General features: G+C 74.5%; 12 protein-coding genes and 1 pseudogene. 5 read left to right on the top strand and 8 right to left on the bottom strand.

Annotated features, from left to right (window positions below; all coding sequences use genetic code 11):
• Positions 1–72: 72 nt before the first annotated feature.
• Positions 73–174: pseudogene (locus KUM40_RS42735) on the top strand (LysR family transcriptional regulator); the annotation flags it as partial.
• A gap of 263 nt (positions 175–437) precedes the next feature.
• Here the strand turns inward: KUM40_RS42735 and KUM40_RS31010 are convergent.
• Genes KUM40_RS31010 through KUM40_RS30995 form a run of 4 tightly spaced genes read right to left on the bottom strand, consistent with a single transcriptional unit; the run spans position 438 to position 4909 of the window.
• Positions 438–2213, bottom strand: a complete 1776-nt coding sequence (locus KUM40_RS31010) for a glycoside hydrolase family 15 protein (RefSeq protein WP_217169514.1) — start codon at positions 2211–2213, stop codon at positions 438–440.
• 25 nt (positions 2214–2238) lie between these two features.
• Positions 2239–3012: a polysaccharide deacetylase family protein gene (locus KUM40_RS31005; protein ID WP_217169513.1), complete on the bottom strand. Its 774-nt coding sequence runs from the start codon at positions 3010–3012 to the stop codon at positions 2239–2241.
• A gap of 24 nt (positions 3013–3036) precedes the next feature.
• A complete protein-coding gene (locus KUM40_RS31000) occupies positions 3037–4038 on the bottom strand; it encodes a DMT family transporter (protein WP_308401273.1) in 1002 nt (333 codons plus the stop codon).
• 16 nt (positions 4039–4054) lie between these two features.
• Entirely contained in the window at positions 4055–4909 is an 855-nt protein-coding gene (locus KUM40_RS30995; protein WP_217169512.1) for an SDR family oxidoreductase, read from the bottom strand.
• Between the two features lie 271 nt (positions 4910–5180).
• Here KUM40_RS30995 and KUM40_RS30990 point away from each other — a divergent pair, with 271 nt between their 5' ends.
• Both KUM40_RS30990 and KUM40_RS30985 read left to right on the top strand, forming a co-directional pair.
• Positions 5181–6287, top strand: a complete 1107-nt coding sequence (locus KUM40_RS30990; protein ID WP_217169831.1) for a galactosyldiacylglycerol synthase — start codon at positions 5181–5183, stop codon at positions 6285–6287.
• A gap of 74 nt (positions 6288–6361) precedes the next feature.
• Entirely contained in the window at positions 6362–6748 is a 387-nt protein-coding gene (locus KUM40_RS30985) for a DUF2267 domain-containing protein (RefSeq protein ID WP_217169511.1), read from the top strand.
• Positions 6749–6907: 159 nt separating this feature from the next.
• On the opposite strand, the gene KUM40_RS30980 is transcribed toward KUM40_RS30985, so the two are convergent.
• On the bottom strand, positions 6908–7306 hold the full coding sequence (locus tag KUM40_RS30980) for a DUF5997 family protein (RefSeq protein WP_217169510.1): 399 nt from the start codon (positions 7304–7306) through the stop codon (positions 6908–6910).
• A gap of 58 nt (positions 7307–7364) precedes the next feature.
• Here KUM40_RS30980 and KUM40_RS30975 point away from each other — a divergent pair, with 58 nt between their 5' ends.
• Positions 7365–8192 carry a LysR substrate-binding domain-containing protein gene (locus KUM40_RS30975; RefSeq protein ID WP_217169509.1) on the top strand — a complete coding sequence of 276 codons (828 nt, stop codon included), beginning with the start codon at positions 7365–7367 and terminating at the stop codon, positions 8190–8192.
• 27 nt (positions 8193–8219) lie between these two features.
• Here KUM40_RS30975 and KUM40_RS30970 read toward each other — a convergent pair whose 3' ends face one another.
• From KUM40_RS30970 to KUM40_RS30960, 3 genes are all read right to left on the bottom strand, one after another.
• A complete protein-coding gene (locus tag KUM40_RS30970; protein WP_217169508.1) occupies positions 8220–8960 on the bottom strand; it encodes a DUF4142 domain-containing protein in 741 nt (246 codons plus the stop codon).
• Between the two features lie 101 nt (positions 8961–9061).
• Entirely contained in the window at positions 9062–9757 is a 696-nt protein-coding gene (locus tag KUM40_RS30965; protein ID WP_217169507.1) for an HAD family phosphatase, read from the bottom strand.
• A gap of 37 nt (positions 9758–9794) precedes the next feature.
• A complete protein-coding gene (locus KUM40_RS30960; protein ID WP_217169506.1) occupies positions 9795–10271 on the bottom strand; it encodes an Lrp/AsnC family transcriptional regulator in 477 nt (158 codons plus the stop codon).
• 218 nt (positions 10272–10489) lie between these two features.
• On the opposite strand from KUM40_RS30960, the gene KUM40_RS30955 reads away from it, so the two are divergent.
• A complete protein-coding gene (locus KUM40_RS30955) occupies positions 10490–11980 on the top strand; it encodes an FUSC family protein (protein WP_217169505.1) in 1491 nt (496 codons plus the stop codon).
• Positions 11981–11991: the final 11 nt, after the last annotated feature.

The following is an 11991-nucleotide window of genomic DNA, read 5'->3' as shown; positions in this document are numbered from 1 at the left end:
GGCTCTCGGCGGTCCCGGTGGCCCTCCTTACGAGGCGGCCCCGACGGCCGCGGCCGCGACAGCGGCTCCGGGGCGAAGCTGGTGCTGGCCGTGAAGGCCGACGGGGACGCGGGTCTGCTGGAACCGATCCTGACGCGGTACGCGTCCGAGTCCGGCCCCTGGGCCGCCCGCCTGGCCCGCCGCCCGGCGGCGGCCTTCAGGGCGTCCAGCGCGAGGCGGGCCTCGGTGAGCAGCACGTCCCCCGCCGGGGCCCCGGGGCGGGTTCCTGGCCGCGCCCGGCGGACGTGGTGCGGGCGGACAGAGTGCTGCTCGGGCTCGTTCGCCGGAGGCCACGATCTGATGGCCACCGGCGGTCACCGGTACTGGACGCGACTGACCGCCTGCCGCGTGCCCGTCCGGCCGCGTGCCGGTGGTGGGGCAGATGCTGACGGCAAGGCTCAGGGCAGCGTCGACTCGCCGGCCAGGCGGACCGCGCACTCCAGCATCAGGGCGTGCACGAAGGCCTGCGGGAGGTTGCCTCGGAGCTGGCGCTGCCGCACGTCGTACTCCTCGGCGAACAGCCCGGACGGCCCGCACGCTGCCCGGGTGCGCTCGAACCAGCGGAACGCGCCGAGCCGGTCGCCGACCCGGTGCGTGGTGAGCGCCATCGTGAAGCCGCAGAGCAGGAAGGCTCCCTCCGCCTCACCGAGCGGCGCCCCCGAGTGTTCGAAGCGGTACAGGTACCCGTCCTGCGCCAGCCGGGACTCGACGTACGCGCGGGTGGCGGCCCCCTCGTCGTCGCCGAACGTGCAGCCGCGGGCCATCGGCACCAGCAGCGCCGCCTCGGGCCCGTCGTCGTCGGCGGCCCGCCGCCAGCGGCCGTCGGCGGTCAGGCAGCGGCGCCGGGTCTCCCGCAGCACCGTCTCGGCGAGTTCGGCACAACGCCGCCCCGTCGCCCCGGGCAGCACCTCCGCCATCCGCCGCAGCCCGCACACCACGCTGAGCCGCGAGTGGGTCCACCACCGGTCCTCCAGCTCCCACAGCCCGGCTTCCGGCTTCAGCCACTGCCGCTCGACGACGTCCACGGCGACGACGGCGGCCCGTTCCGCCTCCTCGGTCAGCCGGTCGTGCGCGGCCGCCGCGGCGAACAGTTGCAGCGCCTCGCCGAAGGTGTCCAGTTGGAACTGCGCGCCCGCGTCGTTGCCGACGTGGTCGCTGCCGCCGGGGTAGCCGGGCAGCCGCAGGGAGCGTTCCGCCCCGACCGGACGGCCGTCGACCGTGTAGGCGGGCCGCACCCCGTCACCGTCCGCGAGGATGCGCTCGGCGACGAAGCGCACGGCGTCGTCGACCAGCGGATGGGGCCCGTGCGCGGCGACCGCGAGACCGGCGTAGCACTGGTCGCGCAGCCACGCGAAACGGTAGTCGTAGTTGCGCCCGCTGTTGGCCCGCTCCGGCAGGGACGTCGTGGCGGCGGCGACCATGCCGCCGGAAACGCTGGTCAGCCCGCGCAGTACGGCGTACGCGTGCCGGGCGTCGCGGGGCGCGACCAGCCGCGAGCAGTCCGGCACGGCCTGCCGCCACTCCCGTTCCGTGGCCCGCCACAACGCGTCGGCGTCGAGCGGTTCGGTCTCCCGTCCTTCGGACAGTTCCAGGACCAGGTCGTGCGTCTCGCCCTCGCGCAGCCGGAACTCGCCGCGCAGCCCGGCACCGTCCCGCCAGAGTGCCTCCGGGGCCCCGGCGAGCCGCATCCGCAGCCCCTCGGCCTCGGCCGTCCACACCCCGCCCTCCCGCCGGGGAGCGAGCATCGGGACCTCCCCGAACCCCGGCCGCGGGTCCAGGTCCAGGTTCAGCCGGGCCTCGCCGCGTTCCACCCGCATGCGGCGCAGCAGCACGAGCCGGTCCGTACGGGCCGGCAGGGCCAGGGCCTCGCGGCACTCGATCACGCAGTCGGCACTCACCCACCGGCTGGTCCGGATCAGCGTGCCCTCCTCGTAGGAGCCGCCCCACACGTGCCAGGGGTCCGCCGGCTCCACCGTGAAGTGCCCGGCTCCGCCGATCAGCGCGGAGAACACCGCGTCGTCGTGCCAACGCGGGGCGCACAGCCACACGATCCGGCCCCGGGGGTCCAGGACCGCCCCCCGCTCACCGTCGGCGAGTACGGCGTACTCGCGCAACGCCCAGGGTGGGCAGGACAGGTCCGGTGCGGCGTGCCGATCGTGGCTGCTGTCGTTCATGACGCTACGGATATCCCGGCGCCGGTCACCGAAACGGTGCCGCCGTCCCTGCCGCCACCACGCCCCCGCCCACCCCGTGCTCGCCCAGCGGACCCACCGACAGCCCCGCCTCCCGGCAGTCGCGCACGATGTCCGGCAGGGCGCCGAGGGTCGCCCGCCAGCTTTCCGGCGCGCACGCGTGGTCGGTGTCGTGGAGGAGGATCGTGCCGCCACCGCGCAGGTCCGCCGCGACGGTCGCCCGTACCGAGCGGGGCGTCGCGTCCTGCCGCCAGTCCTTGCCCCACGCCGTCCACAGCACCGGCCGCAGCCCGGCCCGGTGAGCGGCGGCCCAGCGTCCGGAGGTGAGAATGCCGTAGGGCGGTCGGTACCACCGCGGGACCCGGCCGGCGGCGTCGCCCACCACATCGACCGCACGCAGCAACTCGCGCGCGTCCCGCGCCGGCGACGGCCACCAGGGGCGGTCGTGGGCCCAGCCGTGGACGGCGAGTTCGTGCCCGCGCCGGGCCGGCTCACGGGCCACCGAGGGGTGTCGTACGGCGTTCTCGCCCAGGACGAAGAACGTCGCCCGTACCCCCAGCTCGTCCAGTACGTCGAGGAAGTGCGGCGTGGACGCCGGATCGGGGCCGTCGTCGAAGGTGAGTGCGACGTGGCCGGGGCTGCCCTGCCCGGCCAGGCCCGGGAACCGGCGCCGGCGCAGCCCCGGCAGCCAGGTCGCGGCCGGACCGATGTGGGCCAGCGCGACGGCGACGACCGGTACGACGGCGTACACCGCCCGTCCGGCGTGAATCCCCTGACGCATCGTGGTGCCTCCGGTCCGTTCAGTTCAGTCTCTTCCGTCTCTGTCTCTGCTTCTGTCTCTGCTTCTGTGTCTGCTTCTGTGTCTGTCTCTTCCGGTATCCGTGTCTTCGTCTCTTCTTCTCTCGGTCCTGAGCCGGGTCGGTCCGTCCCGTGCCGCCGGGGCCGTGTCCCAGGCGCCGTGGACCGACGGTGCCCGGGCCAGTCCGACGCTGCCGAGGCCGATCAGCGCCACGCCGATCAGCTCGGGCAGCACCCGCACGCCGAGCAGGATCTCCTCGCCGAACAGGCCCCAGCCCAGGGCGACGCTGGTCAGCGCGTCGCCGAGGGTCAGCGCCGGCTGCGACGCCGCGAGGGTCCCCGCCCGCAACGCACTCTGCAGCAGCAGGAAGCTGACCACGCCGACCACCGCCGTGGCGTACGGCGGCCACTGGGTCAGCACCTCGCCCACCCCCTGGGGGAGCCGTCCGGTGACTTCCTTCAGCAGCCCGGCCGTACCGCCGAACCCCACCGCGGACGCCGAGCCGAACAGCGCCGCACGGGGCGCTCCCCGCACCAGGCTGCCGGCCGAGGCGAGGACCGTCATCAGGACGAACAGCGCCAGCCCCGCCCAGCCCCACCGGCCCGCGGTGGCGGTGTCGTGGCCCGCCGACGGAGCGGCCGCGCCCAGGAACAGCGCGAGCCCCACCGCCAGGGCCGCGAACGCCATCCACGTCCGCGAGTCCGGACGCCGGTGGAAGACCGCACTGCCCACCACCAGGGTGAACAGCAGCTCGCTGGCCATCAGCGGCTGGACCACGGCCAGACTGCCCACCGCCAGCGCGGCCGCCTGCAACACCGTCGTCAGCGCGAGCAGCGCCGCCCCGGCGACCCAGTACCGGTCGCGCACCAGCCGCAGCAGTGAGCGCACCACGGTGTGCCTGGCCCCGGCCCGGACCTCGTCCTGCGCCGCGGCCCGGCGCTGAAGTACCGACGCCGCCGCGTTGGACAGTGCCGCGAACAGGGCCAGGACGACGGTGAGGGCACTCACCGCGGCGCGCTCCCGGTCATCCGAACCGCGCGGCCAGCCGCCGGTAGAGTCCAGGAGCCGCACCCCGTACCCGGCACGGCAGCCACAGCCAGGAGGGCACGTACACCTCGTCCCGGCCCCGCAGCACCGCGGTACGCACCGCGTCGGCCACGCGCTCGGGAGGAACCGGACGCGGCCTGGACCGCTGGTAGGGAGCGCCGCGCCGCTCGAAGAACGGTGTGTCGACGACGCCCGGCACCACATGCGTGACCCCCACGCCGGTGCCCCGCAACTCGTAGCGCAGGGCGTCCGCGAAGGCGCCGACCGCGGCCTTCGCGGCGGAGTACACGGCCTCGTCGCGCACCGCCACACTGCCCGCCAGCGACCCGATGAGCACCACCCGCCCCGAACCCGCGGCCACCATCCCCGGCAGCAGCAGTCGCACCAGCCGAAGCGTGGCCAGCACGTTGATGTCGAGCACCTCGTCGATGGTGTGCGGGGGCATGTCCAGGAACTCCCCGGCCCAGCCCACCCCGGCCCCGGCCACCAGCAGGTCCACCCGGCCCGTCGTGGCCAGCGTGAAGTCGGTGAGCTGCCGGTCGGCGCCTGGCAGGGTGAGATCCGCGGCGAACGCGGTGGCCGACGTCGCGTCGGCGACCTTGCGCAGCCGCACCGGGTCACGCCCGGTGAGCACCAGTCGCCAGCCGTCCTCGTCACCCAGACGGCGGGCCACGGCCGCGCCGATGCCGGAGGACGCCCCCGTCACGAGCGCCGTACGGGTCCGCGTGTCCCGGATGCCGAGGGGCTGCCGCCGGGGCCTCGCGTGGTCCGCGTCGGGTGCGACGACCTGCGGTCCGGGGCCGGACCGTGGACGGGAGAACGCATGGACCATGGGGACCACCTTGGCTCGGGGCGGGCACCGGGGAGCGACCGACCGGTCGGTCGGGCTCCGGCGTCCGGCCGGACGGGCGGTCACGGAGTATCCCTGGCGGCACACCCGAAACGCCCGCTTGCGTGATGGTTTGGAACCGGTGGGGCGGGCAACTTGGTCCGCCGTGCATCCTCGCAGCTCATCGACGCCCCGCCGGCACGCCGTCCCGGGCGGTCCACGGGACGGTGTCGGCAACGGCAACGGCAGACGTCTGCTGGTGATCAGCGCGAGCATGGGCGCCGGTCACGACACGGTCGCCGCCGAACTGGTCCGCCGGGCCCGGGAGCGCGGCGGCGACGCCCAGGTCGTCGACGTCCTCGCCCTGCTGCCGTACGGCCTGGGCGGCGCGCTCAGGTGCTTCTACCGGGGGTCGGTACGCCATTTCCCCTGGGCCTACGCCGCCCTGTACCGCCTCTTCCTGCGCCCCGGCCCGGGACGCCGCCCCAGCGGCACGCCCCTGGCCAGGCTCGCCGGCGGCAGGCTGCGCGGGCTGGCCGAGCGCACGGGGGCGGACGTGGTCGTTCCCGTCTTCCACCTGGGCGCGCAACTGACCGGTCATCTCCGGGCCCGCGGTCTGCTGCCCGTGCCCAGCGTCGTCCTCGTGATCGACTTCGAGATCCACCGGCAGTGGCTGCACCCCGGCAACGATCACCTCCTGTGTCTCACCGAGGACGCGGCGCGCGAGGTGCGGGAGAGCACCGGCATGCCGGCGGGCACGTGCGGCCCCGTCGTGGCCCCGGAGTTCCTCGCCGACACCCCCGACACCCCCGACACCCCTGAGGCGCCAGGGACGCCCGGGACGGACCAGTGGCGGGAGCTGTTCGACCGGCTCGGCCCCGGGCGACCCGCCGTGCTGCTGTCCGCCGGTGCCTGGGGCGTCGGCTCGCACCTGGACGCCACCGTCCGGCTGCTGGCGGACCACGGTTTCCTGCCCGTCGTCCTGTGCGGCGACAACCGGCGGCTGCGCCGCGCGCTGTCCCGCATCCCGGGCGTGGTCGCCCTGGGCTGGGTCACGGACATGCCCGGCCTGCTGCACACCGCCCGCGCCCTGATCGACAACGCCGCGGGCCAGACCGCCGTACAGGCGCTCGCCGCCGGACTGCCGGTCGTGGGCCACCGCCCGATACCCGGACACGGCGCCGACGGTGTCCGGAGGATGGCCGCGCTGGGTGTCTCGGAGGTCGCCGCGGACGAGGCCGCGCTGCTCGGAGCGCTGCGACGGCTCACCGCCCCGGGCCCGGCCCGGCGTCGGCGGATCGCCGCCGGACGCGCCCTGTTCACGCGGGACGCCCTGGCCCGGGTGACCGAACTCGCCGACGTCAGCCGCTTACGACGGTGAGAGCGCGCCCGTTTCGCCCGCACCGGCCGGGGGCACCCGCCCCGGAGCGCGAACCGGCGGAAGGAGACGACGCCATGCGGCGCGACGCATTCCTGACCCGGGTCCGCGACCGCGGTGAGTTCCACAGCGACGACGAGGCCGAGCAGGTCATCACCGCCGTCCTGTGGGTGATCGCTTCCCACATCACCGCGGAGGAGGCCGCAGGACTGGCCTCGGACCTGCCCGCGCCCTTCGACGACGCGCTGATCCTGGAACGGGGGCGCCCCGAGTCCTTCGGCCGCGAGGAGTTCCTGCGCCGCGTGGCCCAGCAGACCGGCGCCCGGCCGCGCACCGCCGAATGGGACGCGGGCGCCGTACTCTCCACCCTCACCGAGGCGGTGCCCCGCGATCGCGTCGACCGTCTGCTGGCGCGGCTGCCCGCGGACTGCGCCGACCTCTTCGGCGGTACGGCGCCCCGCTGAGAGCGGTCGGCACCCGCGCCGTCGACCCAGGGCGGCTCGGCCGGTGTGCGCGGGCCTGAGCGCGACTACGTGGTGTCGCACTGGCTGCCGCGGGACGAGAGAGCGGCGAGCGTGGGCGTGCCTGGCCGGGCTGGGCCAGGTCGGGCCGGGCCGGGTCGGTCAGTCGCGCTCCGCACGCTCCGCGCGCTCGGCGTGTAGCTGCTTCACGCGGACCGCCTCCTTGCGCACGTCGGCCTGGACGGTCTGCTCCCGCTCCAGCCACTCGGGGCGCTCCTGCTTCAGCGCCTCGATCTGCTCCGTGGTGAGCGGCTCCGCGACCCCGCCCCGGTGCAGACCCGCGATGGAGACGCCCAGCTTGGCCGCCACCACCGGGCGCGGGTGCGGACCGTCGCGCCGCAGGTCGCGCAGCCACGCGGGCGGGTCGGCCTGAAGCGCGTTCAGCTCGGCGCGCGTGACGACGCCCTCCCGGAACTGGGCGGGTGTGGCCTCGAGGTACACACCCAGCTTCTTCGCCGCGGTCGCGGGCTTCATGGACTGGGTGTTCTGGTGCGGCGTCATGATGCCAAGGGTATCGATCGTGTGAGCGGCCGCCGACCACGCCCGGTAACCTGGCCGCGTGACAGGCTCGGAAGCTCCCCCCTCGTTCCGGCTCGCGTACGTCCCGGGGGTGACGCCCGACAAATGGGTGCGCATCTGGAACGAGCGGCTGCCGGACGTCCCCCTCTCCGTGACCCGGGTTCCCGCCGCCGGGGCGGCCGGAGTGCTGCTGGCGGGCGACGCCGACGCCGGAGTGGTGCGGCTGCCGGTCGACCGGACCGTACTCAGCGCCATCCCCCTCTACACCGAGACCACGGTCGTGGTGATCCCCAAGGACCACCTCGTCACGGCGGCCGACGAGGTGGGCGTCGAGGACCTCGCCGACGAGATCGTGCTGCACCCCCTCGACGACGTCCTCGACTGGGACGGGTTGCCGGGCAGGCCCGCTCTCGAGCGTCCGGCCACCACCGCGGACGCCGTCGAGCTGGTGGCGGCCGGGATCGGCGTGCTGCTCGTGCCTCTGTCGCTGGCCCGGCTGCACCACCGCAGGGACCTCACGTACCGGACGGTCACGGACGCCCCCGAGTCGGGCGTGGCGCTGTCCTGGCCCGAGGACGCGCACACGGACCGCGTCGAGGACTTCATCGGCATCGTCCGGGGCCGGACCGTCAACAGCACCCGGGGCCGGCAGCCCGACCCGGCGCGCTCGAAGAGCGGGCGCGCCGAAGGGGCAGCAGCCCCCACGCGTCACAAGCCGGCGACGGGAAAGCAGGCAGGCGGCGCCGCCCGGCGCGGCGCCGGAGGCAACCCCAGGAGCGGCAACGGCAAGAGCGGCAACCGCAAGAGCGGGAGCGGCAAGGGCGGAAGCGGCAGGGGCGGCGGACGCGGCAAGCCCCGCGGCCGCTGACCCACCCGACGCCCGACGCCCGACGCGTCAGCGGACCGTCGGACTCGGTGTCGGCGCCGAGGTGTTGACGTCGAGGCCCGGCGGTGCCGTGAGGGAGACCACCGGCTCGCCCGGCTGCGGAGCCGGCGGAGTGAGCTGCACCTTGGGCAGGTTCGGCGGGGCGGTCTGCTGGAAGTTGACCTGGTCGAAGTTGACCAGCCCGGTCTTCTCCAGCACGGTGATGTGGTCCAGCACCGTGTCGTTGGCCTGGTCGGCGAGCTGCCGCACCAGGGAGTTCTTGGTGTTGGCGCGGATCTTGGCGATGGCCGGGAAGATCTGGCCGTGGGTGATCCGCATGATGTTGACCGCGGTGGTGTCGAACTGCTTGCCCGTGGCCCCTTTCGCCGTCGACACGAACTGCTGCTGCTGCGGGGACGCCTGATTGGGCAGGGTGATGCCCAGTTCCGGCGCGATCTTCCGGCAGGTCGCGTCCAGCCGGGAGTGGCCGACGACCAGGTGCTCACCGGCCTCCCTCATCTCCGGCGTCGTCCCCCGCTCCATGGCGATCAGCCCCAGCGGGTGCTCCCACAGCCCGGCGGCACGCACCTTCACCACGAAGTCCCGGTCCTGCTCCGTGAGCGGCCCGAACCGTGTGTTGGTGACGATCCGGGCCTGGTCACTGCCCGCGTTCTGTACCCCGAGCATGGCCGGGTACGCGAGTGCGGTGAGAGTGAGGACCAGGGCACCGGCCACGAAGGCGGTCCCTGCCGTGGTGCGCGTGATGCGCATCGTGCCTCCTGGGGCGAAGACAGGCTCGGACACCAGGAGGTACGGATGCGGGCGGCGATCTGATCACCGCTTCGGGCAAAATCTGCGCCCGCCCAGAATGGTCAGGAAGCCCGTGCCGCCCGCACCAGCCAGTCGTACGCCGTCCGCGCGGTGAACTCCTCCTGACCTCCGCGCAGCAGCAGGCCGGCGGTGGCGAACTCGGGGGCGTCCGCCTGCGCCGCGACGTACGGGATCGCGATGCAGCGCATCCCGGCCGCGTACGCGGCGGCGGCACCCGGCGCCGCGTCCTCCAGGACCACGCAGTCGGCCGGGTCCGCCCCCAGCCGGCGGGCCGCCTCCAGGAAGACGTCGGGGGCGGGTTTGCCCCGCGCGACCTCGTCGGCCGAGACGACCGTGCGCAACTGTGCGTCCAGGCCGGTGCGGGCGAGGATCGTCCCGATCGCCTCGGGCGACGAACCCGACGCCACCGCCATCGGTACGCCCTCGCCCGCCAGCAGCTCGACGAACTTCCGCATCTCGGGGTACGCCCGGGCCGAGGTGCCGGACAGTCCCAGGTAGTGGCGGTTCTTGACCGCGAGCAGTTCCTCCACCGGGGCCCGCAGCCCGTACCGCCGCCTCCAGTCGGCGATCGTCTCCCGGGTGCTGATGCCCACGTACGCCTCGTGGTCGGCCCAGGTGAAGTCCGCAACGCCGTACTCGGCGAGGGTCCGTCGGCCCGCTTCGTAGTAGTTCGGCTCGCTGTCCACCAGCGTTCCGTCGAGATCGAAGATGACCGAGATGTCGCCGAGAGTGCTCATGGGATCCAGGATGCCAAGGACTCCAAGGACTCCAGCGTCACTTGCGTGCCGTGCGCCCGATCGACTCCACCAGGGGCAGCAGCCGGTGCGGGACGCGCTCGCGCAACGCCACCTCACTGCGGGTGCGGACCACTCCCGGCAGGCTGATCAGCTTCTGCACCACGTCCTCCAGGTGCGCGTTGTCACGGGCCACGACGCGGGTCAGCAGATCTCCGCCGCCCGTGATGGAGAACGCCTCGACGATCTCCGGGACGCCCGCCAGCGCCTCGCCCACCTCGTCCAGGCGGCCCTGGGTGACCTCGATGTGCACGAAGGCGAGCACCGGATGCCCCAGGGCGGCGGGGGAGAGGGACGGAGCGGCACCGGTGATCACACCGTCGCGCTCCAGTCGGTCCAGCCGGGCCTGGAGTGTGCCGCGGGCGATCCCGAGAAGACGGGCGTACTCGCGCACGCTGGTGCGCGGCTGCTCCAGCAGCAGTCGCAGGATGCGGGTGTCGAGCTCGTCGACGGCCATGACGGGTCAGGTCCCCTCTCGTCGGCCATTGGCACTTCGGTGGCTGTAGGAATGCCGCGAGAAATGTACCAATGGCACACTCGTGCGGCAGCCGGTTGAGCCACTGGTGGCAGAGATGCTCCTATGGACGAGTCGATGGCGCTGCGGACCCCGCGGCGCCTTTTGCGTGTGGTGACTCTCGGGCCGGTGGGCGTGAGCGAGCGAGGGGGCGGCAACCAGTGCTGAAGAGGGTGTTCATGAGCCCGGACCCGGGACGGTCCCGGCTGCGGTTCGCCGCGCGGGCCGTCCTCGGCATCGGGCTGGCCGTCGTGGTGTGCGGCCTGGCCGGTACCTCCCTGGTGGGAGCCGTCATCGGCGGGCTCGCCGCACTGCTCGCGCTGTTCACCGTCACCGACGCCACCGTGCGCGGCCAGGCCGTCACCACCGCGCTGCTGCCGGTCGCCGGGCTGCCCGTGCTCACCGCCGCCGCCGTGCTGCACGACCACCCCGTGGCCAGGGGCCTCACCTTCCTCGCCGTCGTCGGCGCGGGCGTGTACGCGCGGCGCTGGGGCCCGCGCGGGCACAGCCTCGGCGTGTTCGCCTTCATGACCTTCTTCATCGCCCAGTTCCTGCGCGCGACCACGGACCGGCTGCCGGAGATGTTCGCCGCCGTCCTGCTGTCCGTGGCCGCCGCCGCGGCGGTGCGCTTCGGCCTGTGGTGCTACGAGCGCCGCCGGCCCGCGCCCGCCGTCCCCGCACCACCCTCCGGCACCGGACTGGCCCGCATCACCACCCGCCAGGCCGTGCAGGCCACCGCGGGCGCCGGTTTCGCCCTGGTCGTGGGGCAACTGGTGTCCGGCGACCGCTGGTACTGGGCCGTGGGCGCCACCTGGTGGGTGTTCGTCAACACCACCTCGCGCGGAGAGACCCTGGTCCGGGGCTTCCGCCGGGTCCTCGGCACGGTCCTCGGCATCGGCCTGGGCTTCCTGATCGCCGTCCCGCTGGCCGGGTCCGCGGTGCCCACCGCCGTACTCGCCGCCGCCTGCGTCTTCGGGATCTTCTACACCGCCGCCGTCTCCTACACCTGGATGATGCTCTGCGTGACCCTGCTCGCCGAGCTGCTCTACGGCCTCCTGGGCGTCCTCAGCCCCGGCCTGCTCGCCCTGCGGCTCGCCGAGACCGGTGTCGGGGCGCTCGGCGCCGCGCTCGCCGTGCTCCTCGTCCTGCCCGTCACCACGCACGCCGTCACCGACGCGTGGATCCAGCGCGCCCTGCGCTGCGTGCACGCCTGCACCGCCGAGGCCGCCGCCCGGCTCGCCGGAACCGACGGCGCCGACCCGGCGCCGCACGTGGCCGAACTGGAGCAGTTGCTCGGCCGGGTACGGCTGTCGGTCGCCCCGCTGGTGCACCCGCTCAGCCCGATGTACGGGCGCAGGCGCCGGGCCCGCCGGGTGCTCGCCCTGCTCGACGACTGCGCCCGGGAGATACGCGGCCTGGTCTCTGTCGCGGCCGACCCGGAGGCCTCGCACGACGCCCGGCTGGCCGCCGCCTGCTGGCGGGTCGAGAGCGCGGTCGAGGCACTCACCGGCGGTGGTGCCGTCCCCGCCCACGCGGGCGGGCCGCGCGCCGCCGAGCCCGCGCTGGCCCACCTGCACGGCCTGGAACACGCCCTCACCGAACTCGCCGCACCCCTGCGCGTCCCCTCCGGTTCACGACTGGCCGGCGCCTGACCCGTCGCCCG

It is taken from the genome of Streptomyces sp. AC512_CC834, assembly GCF_019049325.1.
Lineage (GTDB): Bacteria > Actinomycetota > Actinomycetes > Streptomycetales > Streptomycetaceae > Streptomyces.
This window is presented reverse-complemented; position numbering and strand designations above follow the sequence as displayed.